This window comes from Skermanella stibiiresistens SB22, from assembly GCF_000576635.1.
Lineage (GTDB): Bacteria > Pseudomonadota > Alphaproteobacteria > Azospirillales > Azospirillaceae > Skermanella > Skermanella stibiiresistens.
The window spans coordinates 178,957-194,646 of the sequence record NZ_AVFL01000004.1 but is presented as its reverse complement, the minus strand read 5'-3'; the positions used below and the strand labels follow the sequence as shown (position 1 = coordinate 194,646).

General features: G+C 66.8%; 16 protein-coding genes. 4 read left to right on the top strand and 12 right to left on the bottom strand.

Features of this window, described 5'->3' with window-relative positions:
- Window positions 1-60 precede the first annotated feature (60 nt).
- The 3 genes from N825_RS36290 to N825_RS07545 are packed head-to-tail and all read right to left on the bottom strand — an operon-like array spanning window position 61 to window position 2,277.
- The gene (locus N825_RS36290; protein WP_051511696.1) at window positions 61-687 is read right to left on the bottom strand and encodes a DUF3306 domain-containing protein; all 627 of its coding nucleotides are present in this window, start codon (window positions 685-687) and stop codon (window positions 61-63) included.
- Window positions 677-1,252, bottom strand: a complete 576-nt coding sequence (locus tag N825_RS07550) for a DUF3305 domain-containing protein (RefSeq protein WP_245613043.1) — start codon at window positions 1,250-1,252, stop codon at window positions 677-679. The genes N825_RS36290 and N825_RS07550 overlap by 11 nt, the downstream gene beginning before the upstream one ends.
- The gene (locus N825_RS07545; protein ID WP_037449149.1) at window positions 1,249-2,277 is read right to left on the bottom strand and encodes a DUF6352 family protein; all 1,029 of its coding nucleotides are present in this window, start codon (window positions 2,275-2,277) and stop codon (window positions 1,249-1,251) included. Before N825_RS07545 ends, N825_RS07550 begins: the two co-directional genes overlap by 4 nt.
- A 196-nt stretch (window positions 2,278-2,473) precedes the next feature.
- Here N825_RS07545 and N825_RS07540 point away from each other — a divergent pair, with 196 nt between their 5' ends.
- Window positions 2,474-2,773: a hypothetical protein gene (locus N825_RS07540; RefSeq protein ID WP_037449146.1), complete on the top strand. Its 300-nt coding sequence runs from the start codon at window positions 2,474-2,476 to the stop codon at window positions 2,771-2,773.
- Window positions 2,774-2,799: 26 nt separating this feature from the next.
- Here the strand turns inward: N825_RS07540 and N825_RS07535 are convergent, their stop codons facing one another.
- From N825_RS07535 to N825_RS07505, 7 genes are all read right to left on the bottom strand, one after another.
- Window positions 2,800-3,993, bottom strand: a complete 1,194-nt coding sequence (locus tag N825_RS07535) for an ABC transporter ATP-binding protein (RefSeq protein WP_037449143.1) — start codon at window positions 3,991-3,993, stop codon at window positions 2,800-2,802.
- Between the two features lie 17 nt (window positions 3,994-4,010).
- Window positions 4,011-4,844 carry a carbohydrate ABC transporter permease gene (locus N825_RS07530; protein ID WP_037449140.1) on the bottom strand — a complete coding sequence of 278 codons (834 nt, stop codon included), beginning with the start codon at window positions 4,842-4,844 and terminating at the stop codon, window positions 4,011-4,013.
- Complete coding sequence (locus N825_RS07525; protein ID WP_037449137.1) at window positions 4,841-5,758, bottom strand: carbohydrate ABC transporter permease; 918 nt, start codon at window positions 5,756-5,758, stop codon at window positions 4,841-4,843. The genes N825_RS07530 and N825_RS07525 overlap by 4 nt, the downstream gene beginning before the upstream one ends.
- A 58-nt stretch (window positions 5,759-5,816) precedes the next feature.
- Window positions 5,817-7,064: an ABC transporter substrate-binding protein gene (locus N825_RS07520; protein WP_051511695.1), complete on the bottom strand. Its 1,248-nt coding sequence runs from the start codon at window positions 7,062-7,064 to the stop codon at window positions 5,817-5,819.
- 118 nt (window positions 7,065-7,182) lie between these two features.
- The gene (locus N825_RS07515) at window positions 7,183-8,214 is read right to left on the bottom strand and encodes an L-idonate 5-dehydrogenase (RefSeq protein WP_037449134.1); all 1,032 of its coding nucleotides are present in this window, start codon (window positions 8,212-8,214) and stop codon (window positions 7,183-7,185) included.
- 41 nt (window positions 8,215-8,255) lie between these two features.
- Entirely contained in the window at window positions 8,256-9,023 is a 768-nt protein-coding gene (locus tag N825_RS07510) for an SDR family oxidoreductase (RefSeq protein WP_037449131.1), read from the bottom strand.
- A gap of 10 nt (window positions 9,024-9,033) precedes the next feature.
- A complete protein-coding gene (locus tag N825_RS07505) occupies window positions 9,034-10,233 on the bottom strand; it encodes a mandelate racemase/muconate lactonizing enzyme family protein (protein ID WP_037449128.1) in 1,200 nt (399 codons plus the stop codon).
- A gap of 261 nt (window positions 10,234-10,494) precedes the next feature.
- On the opposite strand from N825_RS07505, the gene N825_RS07500 reads away from it, so the two are divergent.
- Both N825_RS07500 and N825_RS07495 read left to right on the top strand, forming a co-directional pair.
- Complete coding sequence (locus N825_RS07500; RefSeq protein WP_037449125.1) at window positions 10,495-11,277, top strand: GntR family transcriptional regulator; 783 nt, start codon at window positions 10,495-10,497, stop codon at window positions 11,275-11,277.
- A gap of 2 nt (window positions 11,278-11,279) precedes the next feature.
- Window positions 11,280-12,260: a 2-hydroxyacid dehydrogenase gene (locus tag N825_RS07495; protein ID WP_198038219.1), complete on the top strand. Its 981-nt coding sequence runs from the start codon at window positions 11,280-11,282 to the stop codon at window positions 12,258-12,260.
- 9 nt (window positions 12,261-12,269) lie between these two features.
- Here the strand turns inward: N825_RS07495 and N825_RS07490 are convergent, their stop codons facing one another.
- Window positions 12,270-12,767: a DUF6505 family protein gene (locus N825_RS07490; RefSeq protein ID WP_245613042.1), complete on the bottom strand. Its 498-nt coding sequence runs from the start codon at window positions 12,765-12,767 to the stop codon at window positions 12,270-12,272.
- Window positions 12,764-13,561: a biotin/lipoate--protein ligase family protein gene (locus N825_RS07485; protein ID WP_245613041.1), complete on the bottom strand. Its 798-nt coding sequence runs from the start codon at window positions 13,559-13,561 to the stop codon at window positions 12,764-12,766. Before N825_RS07485 ends, N825_RS07490 begins: the two co-directional genes overlap by 4 nt.
- Window positions 13,562-13,665: 104 nt before the next feature.
- Here N825_RS07485 and N825_RS07480 point away from each other — a divergent pair, with 104 nt between their 5' ends.
- Window positions 13,666-15,666 carry a 4Fe-4S binding protein gene (locus N825_RS07480; RefSeq protein ID WP_037449120.1) on the top strand — a complete coding sequence of 667 codons (2,001 nt, stop codon included), beginning with the start codon at window positions 13,666-13,668 and terminating at the stop codon, window positions 15,664-15,666.
- Window positions 15,667-15,690: the final 24 nt, after the last annotated feature.

The window sequence follows — 15,690 nt, the reverse complement described above, 5'->3', positions numbered from 1 at the left end:
CGCGACAGCGAGCTAAATGTACGCAAATTGTCCAGCTTCGGCAAGCGCGTCGGCGGACCGTCACGGGACGGTCGGCATCGCTCTGCCATGGCGCCGGCGCTTGGCCGGCTGGGGTTCGGCCACCACCGGCTCATCCTGGATCACCGGCTCCATCCCGAGAGCGGGTTCCGGAAGCGCTTCGGCGATGGCGGGCCGGATCTCGGGATCACCCGCGGCATCGGGATCCGGCACCGGCGCCTCGGGCTCCGCGTCCGCCTCGGCGGCGGGCTTCTCCTCCGGCTCGATCATGCCGAAGACGCGCTTCGCCAGATCGACCACGTCGTCCGTCACCCTCAAGGCGCCATAGCCCGGCGCGTTGAAGTCCCAGTCGTAGTCCGCCAGCGTCTTGTAGCTGGTGATCGCGGGATCGGTCACCCAGGCTCGCCGCAGCGCCAAGGTCTTCAGTTCGCGCGGGACGTTCGGCTTCAGGAAGGCGGTGTAGTCGCTGGCGGCGTGCAGGGTGTCCAGATCGGGCAGACTGGCCGGGTCGAACGGCTCCAGTTCGGCGGTGGCCCCGCCCTCCCCGGCTTGGCCGGCTTCGATGGTCTGATCCGGGGCCTGATCCGGCTGTGCCGTCTCCTCGACCGCGCCACGCCGCTTCAGCCGCGCCCAGCGGCCCAGGAAGCCTTCCTCGCGGTCACTCGTCATCGCCATCCTCGCCGTGGTGCTCGCCATCGCCCTCGTAATGGCCCGGCCCCTGCCCCGGCACGCGGATCGCCATCGCTTCCGGATCGGCGCGGTCGCGCTTCCGTTTCCATTTGGTGCGGGGCACGTGGTGGGCCTCGACGAAGGCCGCCAGCCAGTCGCGGACGGCTCCGGGCAGCGGCAGCGCCTCGACCAGATCGTCGCCGGTGTCGGCGTGGGCGTGGGCCTCGCCGGGATCGACCGTGGCGCCGAGCAGCCGGATGCCCCTGATGTCGTCGCTCTTCCGCAGGATGACGTAGATCGCGGGTTCCGGGCTTTCCAGGTTATAGGCGTAGGTCTCGGTCTCGCCGGGATAGAGCGTCAGTTCCGCCGTCCCCGCCAGATAGCGGACCCAGTCGCCGCCCTGTTCGCCCCCTTGCCCCAGAACCGTCCAGGCGGGAGCCGCGGGCTCGCCGGGCAGCACGGCGACCGGCTGCCAGCGGTGCGACTGCCAGGGATGGTCGATCCTGCGGTGCTCGACGACGACGCCGACCACCATCCGCTCCTCCCGCCGTGTCGTGGTGGTCAATTCCAGCTCCCCCCAGCGTTCGAAAGGGGGAGATTGACCAGCAGGTTCTGCGGTTTCAAGCGGAGTTTGCCGTCGGGCGTCATCGCCATCGCCATGTACACGGGACGGCCGGCGACGCGTGGCAGCATGACGGCGGGGTCGTCGAATTCCAGCCGGAACAGCGCCAGCACCCTCGCCATGCGGGCCGTGTCAACCTCCTCGCCGTGATAGAGGGCGTTGAGGATGGCGGTCGCCTCGCCGTCCAGACCGACATGCCAGACCCAGCGCTCGTCGCTGATTTGCTGGACCGGATGGATGCGGACGCCGACATCCAGCAGATGGCGCACCCATTGTTCCAGCACCCGGCACAGCGCGTCGAGTCCGGGCTTCGGGAAGCCGACCTCCAGCACCATGTCGAAGCGGTCGCTGCGCTCCCAATAGGCGTCGGCGTTGTCCTTGGTCATGACGTCCAGATCGACGCCGCGCGGCGCCGTGCCGGCCTCAGCCAGGAGGCGCCCGAGCGAGCCGAAGCCGCCGTCGCGTGACCGCTGCTCCACCGTCTCCTCGTCGGCGACCAGGACGCCGCCGTCCTGGAGGTTGACGCGCTGCGGCCGGAACAGCAGTTCGGCGGCGCGAAGCCGCAGCGGATCGTCGCAGCCGTCGAGCATGCCGCGCAGGATCAGGTGGACCAGCTGTTCGATGAACAGCGGTGGCACGTGGCCCGTCCCGCCGCGGATCAGCGCCAGATAGCCCTCCTCCAGCGTCGGGCGCGCCACCAGGATGTCGCGGAAGCCGAGCCAGATCCCGTAGTTCTCGCGGGCGTCGGGATCGGCCAGCCCGGCAAGCCGCTCGGGCGTCACATCCGCCCTGGGATTGGCGAGCAGGGCGCGGTGCAGCGCCAATTCCGCGGCGCAGGATTCCTCGACCGGGTGGATTTCCGGCCGGGCGAGAAACGCGCGCAGGAAATCGTCGGTGATCTCCAGCCGTCCCTCGGGCGTGCGGTCGAGCAGGTGATGGCCGGAACTCAGCCAGAAATCGGCGCTCAAGTCAGTCGTCCTCCAGGTCACACCCTCCCAATATGGTGCTTTCCCGAACAACGCCATGGCCAAACAACATCAGGGGATGCGGCGTGACCCAGCCGTGGGATCGCCGTTTCGCGAACGAAACATGGCGTTCATCCGCAATTAACATAATACTCGGACTATCCGATTATTCTCATCGTCATATCATCAGGAGTTCCCGATGGCGAAGGTCACCCTGACCGTCACCCATGCCGACAACGAGATCGCGGCGTTCATCAATGGGCTGGTGGTCTACGCCGCCAAGCAGGAAAAAGACACGACGCTGAACGATGTCACGGAGTTGGACGACTACCTGATTTCCGGACTCAACATCCTGACCCTGGTCGGCGTCAACTGGAACGAGGACGCCCATTACGAGGGCACCCTGTTCATCGGCAATGTCGGCCAGCCGTTCTCCTACACCAGCAAGAACGCCCCGGTCGGCATCTCCTGGATCCAGACCTTCACCATTCCCCATTGAGGCGTCTTTGACTGGCCGGCGCGTCTTCAGCGGACCGTTTCCAGCTGGGGAACCTTGGCGGTCAGCCGCTCACCGGTCCGCGTGGAGAAGAACACCGCGTCGGACAGGTTGACGCCAACGGCGATCCGGTCGCCGACCTTGAGTTCGCTGTAGCCGGGAGTGGTCGCCATCACGCCGCTTTGCTCCTGCTCCTCCTCCTCATGGGCGGTCTCGGCGTGGGCCAGCTTGACCGAGACGAGGGATTCGGCGCCGATATGCTCGACCAAGCCGACCTCGCCGGCCAGCGTGCCGGCGCCGCCCACCGGCGAGATGGTCAGGGATTCGGGCCGCAAGCCGAGCAGCACCTCCGCCCGACCCTCGTCGGAGATGCCGGATAGGTGCGCCGGCAGCGCGAACGCCGCCTCGCCGACTTTCAGCTGTCCCTCCTCGATCCGGGCCTTGATCAGGTTCATCGGCGGGGTGCCGATGAAGCGGGCGACATAGGTGTTGGCCGGGTTGGTGTAGATATCGCGCGGACGGCCGAACTGCTGCACCACGCCCTTCCGCATCAGCGCGATCATGGTGCCCATGGTCATCGCCTCGACCTGGTCGTGCGTGACGTAGACGAAGGTGCCGCCGACCTCGCGGTGCAGCTTGGTGATCTCGGCCCGCATGGATGTCCTGAGCTTGGCGTCGAGGTTGGACAAGGGCTCGTCCATCAGGAAGACCTCGGGCTGGCGCACCATGGCGCGGCCAAGGGCGACGCGCTGGCGCTGGCCACCGGAGAGGGTGCGCGGATGCCGGTCGAGCATTTCCGTCAGCGCCAGGACCTTCGCCGTCCGATCGACCAGATCCTTGACCTCCGGCGACCGTTCGATCGCCCGCTTGGCGAGATGGCCGACGATCGGGATGTGGAACCACCAACGATGCCGCCGCATGATCAGCGGAAAGGTGATGTTCCGCCGCACGGTCATGTGCGGATAGAGCGCGTAGGACTGGAACACGAAAGCCATGTCGCGGGCGCTGGGCGGCAGCCCGTCCACCCTCCGGTCGTCGAGATGGATCTCGCCGTTCGAGACGGTCTCCAGGCCGGCCAGCATCCGGAGCAGCGTGGATTTGCCGCAGCCCGACGGGCCAAGCAGGACGAGGAACTCGCCGTCGGGAACATCGAGGTTGATGTCGCTGACGGCCGACACGTGTCCCCAGGTCTTGGTGACGTTCTTGAGAGTGATCGCGGCCATTGGGCAAATTCCTGCTGTCAGCCTTTGACACTGCCGGCGGTCATTCCGGCGACGACGTAGCGTTGGGCAACGAGGTAGAGGGCGACGGCCGGCAGCGTGTAGATCAGGCCGACCGCCATCACGGAATGCACGGGCGTGCTCAGCTCGCCGACGAACCCGGCCAAGCCGACCGATGCCGTTTGCAAGCTCTGGCTGCTGACCAGGGTTTGGGCGAAGACGTACTCGTTCCAGCCATGGAAGAAGGCGATGACGCCGGCCGCCGCGAGGGTGGGCGCCACGAGCGGGATCACCACGGACAGGACGATGTCGATCCGCGAGCAGCCGTCGATCCGCGCCGCCTCCTCGACATCGATCGGCACGCCGTCGATGGCGCCTTTCAGGATCCAGGTGATCACCGGCACGGTGAACGCCGTGTTGGCGAGGATCAGGCCGGTCAGGGTGTCGAGCAGCGCCAGCTGGCCGAAGATCGCGTAGAGCGGCACCACCAGCATGGCTTCGGGCAGCATCTGGGTCACGAACAGGGTGAAGCCCAGCGCACCCTTGCCCCGGAACCGGAAGCGGGAAAGGGTATAGGCCGGCAGGATCGCCAGCGCGATGCTCAGCACCATGGTGCCGGTGGCGACGATCGCGCTGTTGGCCAGCCAGGTCGCGACCGGGATCTCGCGGAAGACCTCCTCGAAGACCTCGATCCGGCTGAAGTCCGGCAGCATGTGCGGAGTGTCGGCGAACAGATCGGCCGACGGCGTCAGCGACGTCACCAGCATCCAATAGATCGGGAACGCCGCCGCGGCGAGCAGCGAGACGATGGCGAGGAGGCGCAGGCCGTGCCCCCAGTTGAAGGTGGATCTCATCGCCGTCCTCCCGCCCGCTCGGCGCGCGCCGAGATGTGGAAATAGACCAGTGTAACGACCAAGGCGATGGTCAGCCCGATCATGCCGACGGCTGCCGCGAAACCAAGCTCGCGGTAGACGAAGCCCTGCCGATACAGTTCGATCACCAGCGTGTTGGTGGCACCGATCGGGCCACCTTGGGTCATCAGCCAGATCAAGTCGAACCGGCGAAGCGACCAGATGGTGATGAACAGCGAGAGCAGCGCCACGGACGGCTGGATCGTCGGCCAGACGACCGCCTTGAACACGCTCAGCCGGTCGGCGCCATCGATCACCGCCGCCTCGCGCAGTTCGGAGGAAACACCCTGGAGGGCGGCGAGCAGGACGACGGAGGCGAAGGGAAATATCTGCCAGACGGTGGTGAGGAGGATCGCCGGCAGGGCCAGCGCCGGATGGTCGAGCCAGTTCTCATGGCCGGAGGCGAACCCCAGCGCCCGCAGCGCGTGATTGAAGATGCCGTACTGCGCGTTGAACATCCACGTGAAGATCAGCGCCACCGCGACCGACGGGGCGGCCCACGGGATCGTCACCGCCGCCCGGGCCACGCCGCGTCCCAGGAAGGGCCGGTCGAGCAGCAGCGCCGCCGCCAGCCCCAGGCCGATGGAGAGGACGACGCAGGCGATGGTGTAGACGACCGTGACCACGATGGTGGCGTGGAAGTCGCTGGCGTCGATCAGGTCCTGGTAATTGCGGATCCCGACATACTCGCTGTCCTGGGGGGAAAGCAGCGAGGTCGAGGTGAAGCTCAGCATGAGTTCCTGGATCAGGGGATAACCCTGGAACAGCAGGAGATAGAGCGAAATGGGCGCTATGTAGATGTATGGCGTCCAACGGCTGCCCTCCAGCCGCCCATTCCGGGGCGCCGATTCTGTCATGACTCCTGATCCTTGTGCCGGGCGGAGAACGAAGGAGGTGGGGACGGAAGGCTCCGGATTATTTCCGGAGCACCCGCGACTGGACCATCTTCTGCGCGTCGTCCATGGCCTTCTGGGGATCGGCGCCGCCCTGCAGCACCTTGAGCACCTGCTCGAGGATGACCTGCTGGATTTCCGGCGTCTTGATCTCGAAGCCCGCGACCAGCTGGGGCACGCTGTTTGGCGTCTGGGCGTCGTAGGCCGTCAGCCAGGGCTGCTTGGCGACAATCTCGGGGGACCGCTCGACGGCGGTCGCGACGTTGCTCGCCCCCAGCAGGTCCTGCAGGTCCTTCTGGTTCTCCGGCTGGAGCGCCCATTTGACGAAGGTGAAGGCCGCGTCCTTGTGCTTGGTGTTGGCGTTGACCGTCAGCGGCGCCAGGATCAGGCCCTGCGCCGGAGTGGGGAACGGTGACGGCGCCGCGGCGAAGGGAAGGTCGGGCGCCTGCTGGTGGAAGATCCCGGCGACGCCGCCATTGTCGATCTCCATCGCGAGCTTGTTCTCCCAGAACATCCGGCGATAGGTCGACGCGTCGGTTCCCTTGGGGATGACGCCCAGATCGTACACCTTCTTATAGGCGGCGACGCCCTCCACGACCTTCGGGCTGTTGATCGTGAGATTGCCCGCGTCGTCGCTCCAGCGACCACCGAAGCCGTAGACGAAGTTGCACAGGTCCTGCCAGAAGCCCGGACGCTCGGCCATCGTCGCGCGATAGGCGTAGCCATAGATCCCATTGCCGGTGGCGGCCTTGGCGGCGGTCAGGAACTCGTCGAAGGTCGCGGGCGGCTTGCCGCCCTTGAGCAGGGTCTTGTTGTAGAGCAGCACGTAGTTGCTGATCTCGAAGGCGATGCCATACCGCTTGCCCCCGACATGCATGTATTTGTCGGGAGCCGTGAACTTGTATTCGCCCTCGTCGATCTCGCCATCGAAGGGCAGGATCCGGTTGGCCGCGACGGCGGCGTGGAAATCGATCTGGTCGAACCGGACGAGATCCGGCCCGCCTCCGCCGCCCATCTGGGTGAAGACGGTGTTGGCGAGCGTCGCGAAAGGAAGGGCCACCGGCTGGACTTCGATCTTGTCCTGGCTCTTGTTGAACTTCTCGACCCAGGCCTTGAGCCTGTCGCCGCGGCCGGCCTCGGAGAACGTGACCCCCGCGAAGGTCAAGGTCTCCTTCGACTGCGCGAACGCGGCGGAGAAACCGGCCGAAGCGGTCAATGCCGTTGCCACGATGGTGGAAATCGACAGCAGGTGACGGAAATGGTGGTTCATACGGACCCTCCCATGGCGACTTGGTTATGCGGACGAACCGCTGTTGATTGGGGTTTGGTATATTGTAATATTTTACCAGTGTCAAACATCGCGCTGGCGCTCCGCCGGACGGCGCCGGTCAGAACGAGAGTTGCACCTTCATGGCGCGCGACCGGTCGGAGGCCAGTTCGAAAGCCTCCACGGCCCGCTGGAACGGGATCGTCTGGCTGACCAGCGGCTTGACGTCGATCAGGCCGCTTCCCATCAGATCGACGGCCAATTGGAACTCTCCGTCGAAACGGAAGGTGCCGCGCAGCTGGATCTCCTTCGCCACGATCAGGTTGATGGGGAGCTTCATGTCGCCGCCAAGCCCAAGCTGGACGACGATCCCGCCGGGCCTGACAGCCTCCAGGGCGCCTAGGAGGGCGGCCTCGTTGCCCGAAGCCTCGAACAGCACGTCGAAGCCGCCCTTGTCCTGGCCGTAGGGCGCCAGAGCCTTCGGGTCCTCGGCGATGTTTATCGCGTGGGTGGCTCCGACGCTCCTGGCGAGCGACAGCGGATAGGCGCTGACATCGGTCACGACGATCTCGGCGGCACCGCCGAAGCGCGCCGCCACGACCGCCAGCGCGCCGATCGGGCCGCAGCCCGTCACCAGCACCCTGGCGCCCATCAGCGATCCGGCGCGGCTGGCGGCGTGCAGGCAGACGGCCAGCGGTTCCGCCATCGCGGCTTCCGCCATGGTCATGCCCGGCGCGATCGGAATGGCCTGCCTCTCGTCGACCGCGAGGGCTTGGCGGAAGCCGCCCTGGACATGGGGAAAGCGCATGGCGCTACCGATGAAACGCATGTCCAGGCACTGGTTTCGCTGTCCGGCCCGGCAATACCGGCAGTCGTCGCAGGGTCGGCTGGGATTGACGGCGACCCGCTGCCCGACCGTCACCCGCGACACCTCGGCGCCGACCTTCTCGACCGTTCCGGCGATCTCGTGACCGAGCGCCATCGGCTCCCGTATCCGGACCACGCCGAAGCCGCCATGGTGATAGTAATGCAGGTCGGAACCGCAGATCCCGCCGGAGGCGATCCGGACCTGGACGTCGCGCGGTCCCAAGGGAGTGGCTGGGATCTCCTCCACCCTAAGGTCTTTCGGAGCGTGGATGACAACGCCGAGCATCGAATTTCCTCCTGTCGCCGAACTTGGGTCCGGTTCGCGTTTCAAAGCACCGCCAGCATGCCACCATCGACGTAGATGATCTGGCCGTTGACGTAGTCGGATGCCGGCGACGCCAGGAAGACCACGGTCCCGATCAGTTCCTCGGGCTTGCCCCAGCGCCGGGACGGGGTGCGGCCCTTGACCCAGGCGTCGAAGGTCGGGTTGTCGACAAGGGCCTGGTTCATGTCGGTCAGCATGTAGCCCGGGCCGATGGCGTTCGCCTGGATTCCCTTCTCGGCCCATTCCGCCGTCATGGCGCGCGTCAGCATCTTGATGCCGCCCTTGGCGACGGTGTAGGGGGCGACGGTGGCGCGGGCGAGTTCGCTGGTCAGCGAACCGATGTTGATCACCTTGCCGCGGCGCCGCGGGATCATCCGCTTCGCCGCCTCCCGGCCGATCACGAAGGCGCTGGTCAGGTTCGCCTCGATCACCGTCCGCCATTCGGCCGTCGCCAGCTCGACCATCGGCTTCCGCAGCTGGATGCCGGCGTTGTTCACCAGGATGTCGATTTCGACGCCCTCGGCGTCGAACCGTTCGAACGCCGCGACCACGGCCGCCTCGTCGGTGACGTCGAAGCGGGCCTCGTGGACCGTGTGACCGGCGGCCCTCATCGCCTCGGCGGCGGCGGACAGGCGGCCCTGATCCGACCCGTTCAGCACGACGGTGGCGCCGGCCGCGGCCAAGCCTTCCGCCATGGCGCGGCCCAGGCCGCGCGAGGAGCCGGTGACGAGCGCGGTGCGCCCCGCGAGCGAGAACAACTTCGTGGACATCATCGATACCTCAAGCGGCGGAGCGGCGGACGGTGAGATCGGAGCGTTCGAACACCGCCGGCAGCAGTTCGGTGCCGAGCCCTGGGCCTTCCATCGGATGGACGTAGCCGTTTTCGATGACCGGAACCTCCGTGACGAGTTCCTTGTACCAACCCGTGTAGAAGGCCCGGACCGATTCCTGGATCAGCGTGTTCGGCTGGCTGAAGGACGCGTGGACGGCGGCGGCGAAGCCGACCGGGCCGATGCAGTCGTGCGGGGCGAAGGGGCGGTGGTACGTCTCCGCCATCGCGGCGATCTTGCGTCCCTCGGTCAGGCCGCCGGTCCAGCACAGGTCGACCATGACGACATGCATGGCGTCGCGGTCCAGCATCTCCTTGTACGGATAGCGCGACCCCAAGGTTTCGCTGGCGCAGACCCAGACATCGGTCGAGCGGGCGTATTCCGCCAGCGCCTGGGGCGAGTTCATCCGGATCGGGTCCTCGAACCAGGTCGGGGAGTAGGGCTCCAGGGCCTTGGCGATCTTCTTGGCGGTGGGCAGGTTCCACAGCGAGTGGAACTCGACCATGATCTCGATCTTGTCGCCGACCGCCTTGCGGATCTTCTCGAACGGCGTGATGGCCGTCTTCATCTGTTCGGCGGTGATGAAGAGACCGTGGTTCTCGATCGCGGCGGGATCGAACGGCCAGATCTTCATCGCCGTGATGCCGCTCTCCAGCAGGTTCTCGGCCAGCGCGTCGGCCCGGTTCATGAAACCGTCGAGATCCTCGAACGGCCCGCCGGCCTCGCCCAGGTTCCAGTTGGACACCGGCTTGATGTTGGTGGAGCGCACGTATTTGTAGCCGGCGCAGGTGTTGTAGATCCGTGTCCGGTCGCGGCATAGGCCGCCCAGCATCTGGTGGACCGGCTGGCCACAGACTTTTCCGAAGAGGTCCCACAGCGCGATGTCGATGGCGGAGGCCGCCCTGTACTCGGCACCCGTCGATGATTGGGCCATCGGCAAGTTGAGCATGTCGCGGTGGATCGCCTCGATCGCCAGCGGGTCGCGGCCCAGGAGGCGGCCGGCGAGCGTGTCGTGGATGTGCGCCTCGACCGCGCCGGCGCCATAGAACGTCTCTCCCAGACCGATGATGCCGGCGTCGGTGTGGACGCGAACCCAGAGGACGTTGGAGAACTCCTCGGTCCTGAGGGTTTCGATGGATGTGATCTTCATCTGTTGCCTGTCTTTCCCAAGAACCGGATCCGAGCCCAAGAACCGGACCAAAGCCCAAGAGCCGGAACCAAGGTCGGCAGGAGCCTCGCGGGCATGACCGCGCTCGAATGGACCGACCATAGACACGCTTGTAAAATATCACAACATGTTTTAAGATCACCACCGAATGGGCTATGACCCGCGGGTGGCTCGCGAAGTCCGTCCGATGCATGATCGGTGCGGCGGTCGGAATTGGGGCCAGCGGTGGAAAAGGAAACAGGCATGGCTGAACGCGAACGGACGCGTCCGACACTGATCGAGGCCGATGACGGTTCGGCGACGCCTCCCCGCCGCCAGAACCGCGTGAACCTGTTCGAACTCGCCTATGAGCGGATCGAGGACCTGATCATCAATTGCGAGCTGAAGCCGGGGCGGTTCCTGGCCATCCAGGACTTGCAGGAGATCACGGGGTTCAGCCGCACGCCGGTCCATCAGGCGGTCAGCCGGTTGGCCGACGACACGCTCATCGTGGTGCGCCCCCGCCACGGCGTCCAGATCGCCCCGATCGACCTCGCCCGCGAACGCGTGCTGCTGCAATTGCGGCGCGACCTGGAACGCTTCGTGATCCGATTGGCGGCGGAGCGGTCGAGCCCGACCCATCGCAATCAGCTGCTGCACGTCTCCCGCGTCCTGCGGGAGCGGCGCGAGGACATGACCGCCAGCGAGTTCAACGCGCTGGACCGCAGGATCGACAAGCTGATCCTGACCGCCGCCGGCGAGCCCTTCCTCGAACACACGATGCGTCCGCTCCACACCATCTTCCGCCGCATCGGGTGGATCCACCACAACCACATCCCAGGCCATGAAAACGTCCACACGACGATCGATTGCCATCTCGCGATCCTGGACGCGGTCGCCAACCGTCACGTCAACCAAGCAATGGCCGCGTCCGACGCGCTGATCGACTTCGTCGACAGCATGTTCGGCACAATGGAGCGCGAGGTCGACCCTTCGCTTCTGGATTGCAGCCTGGAACCCCTCATCGTTAGGCCACGCAAGGATTGACAATGCTGATCGTCTTTCACGGCGAGAACGCCGGCTCCTTCAGCCAAGGCTTTTCCGACCTGCTCGCCCTTGGGGCGGATGTCGTCACGCTGCCCGACGCGCTGTCGAGCGAGGCCGACCGCGAGACCTACGCGGCGGCGGACGTGATCGTCGGGACCCGCTACGACGCGACCCTGCCCCGCCCGTCGGCGCTGAGCCTGTTCCATGTTCCGGGCGCCGGATACGACGCCGTCGATCTTTCGGCGCTGCCCGCATCCGCCGTGGTCTGCAACTGCTTCGGACACGAACAGGCGATCGCCGAATACGTCATGGCGGCCCTCCTGGCGCGGCATGTCCCGCTCACCGACGCGGACCAGCGGCTGAGGGCGGGAGACTGGAAATACTGGGCGGGAGCGCTGGACCGCACGCATGAGGAGTTGGCGGGGAAGACGATCGGCCTGCTGGGGTTCGGCCATATCGGAAAGGCCATCGCGGCGCGCGCCAAAGCCTTCGAGATGACGGTCCATGTCGCCAACCGAAGCTCGGTGGCGCCATCCGCCCTGGTCGATCGATCCTTCACCCTGGACAACCTCGACGGCTTCTGGGGCACCGTGGACTTCATCGTCGTATCCGTGCCGCTGACGGCGGAGACGACGGGCATCGTCGGCGCCGACGCCTTCGCGGCCATGAGGCGATCCGCGGTCGTGTTCAATGTCGGGCGCGGTCCGACGATCGACGAGGCGGCGCTCCATGACGCCCTGGCGTCGAAGCGCATCGCCGGTGCGGTCATCGACACTTGGTATCGTTATCCGAAGCCGGGGGAGACGGATGTCCAGCCCTCGCGCCTGCCCTTCAACGACCTACCGAACGTGGTCATGACGCCCCACATGTCGGGCTGGACGAATGGCACGATCAGCCGCCGCCAGAGAACGATCGCCGCGAACGTGGCCCGCCGCGCCAAGGGCGAGCCTTGCGTCAATATCGTGGGCACCGGCGGAAGCTGAAGGGTCGACTCACGCGTCGCCGTCGGGAACGATCGACCAGACTGGCGCGTGGAGTTTCTCCGATTTCGGCTGGATCACCCGGAAGCCCTCGCGGATGGCGCCATCGGCCTCTTCCCGGCTGACCGCCAGCAGCGTGTTGACCGGGTGGTCGCACAGGCTGGCGGCGAACCCGACCTCCTCCCGCGCGACCTCCATCGCGGCGTCCAAATCGGGGGCGCCCAGTTCGGCGAGGAAGTAATCAGCCAAGGCGATCGTCATATCGTCCACCTCGCCCGTATTGGCCTCCCCGACCACCACCAGCGTCGACCACCCGAAGCTGGCCGTGCCCAGGAACCCGTTGGCGAAGGCCTGACGCCGCTTGCCCGTCAGGCCCTCCAGATCCCAATTGATGAACATGAAGGAGCCGGACACCGCCCACTCTCCCGGTTCGGCCGCCCTTTCGAAGATCGCCGGGTCGGAGGCGTCCAGACGGATCGTCCGCGGCAGCTTGGTCATGAGCCCGGTCACGACGCGCCGCCCACGGGCCAGGTCGGATCACGCAAGGCGTCCGATAGCGGGATGTGGTGGATGCCATCCTCGCGCCCGAGCAGCAACCCGCCATCGGCGTCGATCCCGGTGAAGACGCCGGACAGGCGCTCGCCGCGCAGATCCAGCGTCACCACGTCATCCAGGCCAGTGGCGCGGGTCAGCCAAGCCTGCCGCACTTGATCGAAGCCGTCCTCCTGCCATGTATTCATCCAGGCGAGGAAGTGCCGGCTGAAGCTCTCGAGCAGCGGCACCACCTCGACCTCGCCGAAGCCCTCCTCGTGAAGGGCCGTCCGGTCCGGGCGCAAACCGGGATCGTCATCATCGGGATAACCATGGACCTGGATCGTGATCCCCAGAACCATCCAATCTGGAATGGCCTCGGCGCACCGCGTCTCCGCCACGGTCAGGCGGACGCCGCCGACCGTGGCGCCGTTGACCTCGACGCGGTCGGGCCAGCCGAAGGTGACGGGGATGTTCGGCGGCCCCAGGGCGCCCAGCGCGTCGACCAGACCCAGCGACGCGACATGGCAGACCGGCAACGACTGGACGAGTGGCTCGTTTGGTTCCAGGACCACGGCGGCGTCGAGCCGGTCGACTCGCCGGGTCCAGACGAGGGTGCCGGCTTCCGCTCCCGCGGCGGCGAGGGACGAGGCGTGGGCGAAGGCGCCTCCGCGATCATTCCCCACCAGCGGCCCGGGCTCGATCGCGACGGCGCGATAGATCGGCGGAAGCTCGGGATCGGGAGCGTGATTTGAGATAATATCCAACGCCAAGGCGGCACTCTCATGAAGATGGCAAGCTACCATAGATATCGGGGTCTTCCCCTAGGATCGCAATGAAACCTCTCTCCTCAGATCGTGTCCAAGGCCCCCTGGAAATGAATGGCCACACCGTCCTCGTCTGCGACTGCGAGGGCACCATGCCGCTGGACGGCGCCAAACTGGCGGCGGCTTGCGGCTCGGCCGGCACCGATGTCACCGTCGCCACCCAGCTTTGCCGCGCGCAAATCGACCGGTTCACCGCCGCGCTGGATCGGGCGCCGGGGCCGGTGCTGGTCGCCTGCACCCAGGAAGCTCCCCTGTTCGAGGAAACGCGCGAGGACAGCCATCCGGATGCCAAGGTCGGCTTCCTCAACATCAGGGAGCGGGCCGGCTGGTCGGACGAGGCCGCCGACGCGCATCCCAAGATCGCGGCGCTGATCGCGGAGGCGGCGCTCGACCTGCCCTCCGCCAGTTCGATCGAGCTGAAGTCGGAAGGTGTCGCTCTGATCTATGGCCGCGACGAGTTGGCGATCGAGGTCGGACGCCAATTGATGGACCGGCTGGACATCACGGTGCTGCTGACCCGGCCCGATGGCGTGATCCCGCCGCGCACCGCCGAGTTTCCGATCCTCAAGGGCACCATCGCCAAGGCCTCGGGCCATCTCGGCGCCTTCGAGATCGAGGTGGACGACTACGCCCTGCCCTTGCCATCGTCGCGCCGGGCCCTGGAGTTCGGCCCGCCGCGCCGGGGAGCCAAGTCAAACTGCGACATCATCCTGGACCTGACGGGGGGAACGCCGCTGTTCCCGGCGCACGGCAAGCGCGATGGCTACCTGCGGCCCGATCCCGGCAGTCCGGGCGAGGTCCAGAAGGCGGTGTTCAAGGCCTCCGATCTGGTCGGCGAGTTCGACAAGCCGCGCTACATCGACTTCCGGGCGGATCTGTGCGCGCATTCGCGCTCCCGCAAGACCGGCTGCACCCGCTGCCTGGAGGTCTGCCCGACCGGGGCGATCACGCCCGCCGGTGACCATGTCGCGATCGACCCCTTCGTCTGCGCCGGGTGCGGATCCTGCGCCGCCGTCTGCCCGACCGGCGCCGCGACCTACACGCTGCCGACTCCGGAGCCGCTGCTGGAACGGCTGCGCACGCTGCTGATGACCCATCACGGAGCCGGAGGCCGCGACGCCGTGCTGCTGATCCATGACGGCGACCATGGCGATCCGCTGATCGATTCGGCGGCGCGGTTCGGCGCCGGGCTGCCGGCCCGGGTGATCCCCTTCGCCGTCAACTCGGTCACCCAACTGGGCATCGAGACTCTGACGGCGGCCTTCGCCTATGGCGTGGCCGACCTGAGGGTGCTGGTGTCCGCCCGCCCGCGTGAGGACATGCTGCCGCTCGCCCGCAACCTGGGGCTGGCGGAGACGGTGCTGTCCGGCCTGGGCTTCGGGACGGGGCGTGTCGGCTTGATCGAGGCCGACGATCCCGACCTGCTGACGTCCGAGCTGTACGGCATGCCGCGCCGGCCCGGGGTAAAGCCAACGAACTTCCTGGCGCTGGGCGACAAGAAGGGCCTGTCGCGGCTGGTGCTGCGGAAGCTCCACGGCGTGGCGCCCGAACCGGTCCCGGTCCTGCCGCTGGCTTTGGGCGCGCCGTTCGGAACACTGGATATCGACGCGGAGGGCTGCACGCTCTGCCTGTCCTGCGTCTCGGTCTGCCCGACCGGGGCCCTGTCGGACAACCCGGACCGGCCGGTGCTGAACTTCACCGAGGATGCCTGCGTCCAGTGCGGGCTGTGCCAGAACACCTGCCCGGAGAAGGTGATCCGGCTGCGGCCCCAGCTGGACTTCACCGACGCCGCCCGCTCGCCCATCATGGTCAAGGAGGAGGAGCCCTGCCACTGCATCCGCTGCGGCAAGGCGTTCGGCACCAAGGCCTCGATCGACCGGATCGTCGCCAAGCTGGCCGGCAAGCACTGGATGTTCGAGGACAAGTCGATCATCGACCGCATCCACATGTGTGGTGACTGCCGCGTGATCGCCCAGTCGCAGGCGGTGCTGGACCCCTATGCCGGACCACAGCGTCCGCCGACGGTGACGACCGACGACTACAAGTCCTGAGGGCACAAGTCCTGAGGGTTGAGC

Coding starts and splice junctions, on each gene's coding strand:
- N825_RS36290 (WP_051511696.1), bottom strand. CDS start 687: ATGACGAGTGACCGCGAGGAAGGCTTCCTGGGCCGCTGGGCGCGGCTG.
- N825_RS07540 (WP_037449146.1), top strand. CDS start 2,474: ATGGCGAAGGTCACCCTGACCGTCACCCATGCCGACAACGAGATCGCG.
- N825_RS07535 (WP_037449143.1), bottom strand. CDS start 3,993: ATGGCCGCGATCACTCTCAAGAACGTCACCAAGACCTGGGGACACGTG.
- N825_RS07530 (WP_037449140.1), bottom strand. CDS start 4,844: ATGAGATCCACCTTCAACTGGGGGCACGGCCTGCGCCTCCTCGCCATC.
- N825_RS07525 (WP_037449137.1), bottom strand. CDS start 5,758: ATGACAGAATCGGCGCCCCGGAATGGGCGGCTGGAGGGCAGCCGTTGG.
- N825_RS07520 (WP_051511695.1), bottom strand. CDS start 7,064: ATGAACCACCATTTCCGTCACCTGCTGTCGATTTCCACCATCGTGGCA.
- N825_RS07515 (WP_037449134.1), bottom strand. CDS start 8,214: ATGCTCGGCGTTGTCATCCACGCTCCGAAAGACCTTAGGGTGGAGGAG.
- N825_RS07510 (WP_037449131.1), bottom strand. CDS start 9,023: ATGTCCACGAAGTTGTTCTCGCTCGCGGGGCGCACCGCGCTCGTCACC.
- N825_RS07505 (WP_037449128.1), bottom strand. CDS start 10,233: ATGAAGATCACATCCATCGAAACCCTCAGGACCGAGGAGTTCTCCAAC.
- N825_RS07500 (WP_037449125.1), top strand. CDS start 10,495: ATGGCTGAACGCGAACGGACGCGTCCGACACTGATCGAGGCCGATGAC.
- N825_RS07495 (WP_198038219.1), top strand. CDS start 11,280: ATGCTGATCGTCTTTCACGGCGAGAACGCCGGCTCCTTCAGCCAAGGC.
- N825_RS07480 (WP_037449120.1), top strand. CDS start 13,666: ATGAATGGCCACACCGTCCTCGTCTGCGACTGCGAGGGCACCATGCCG.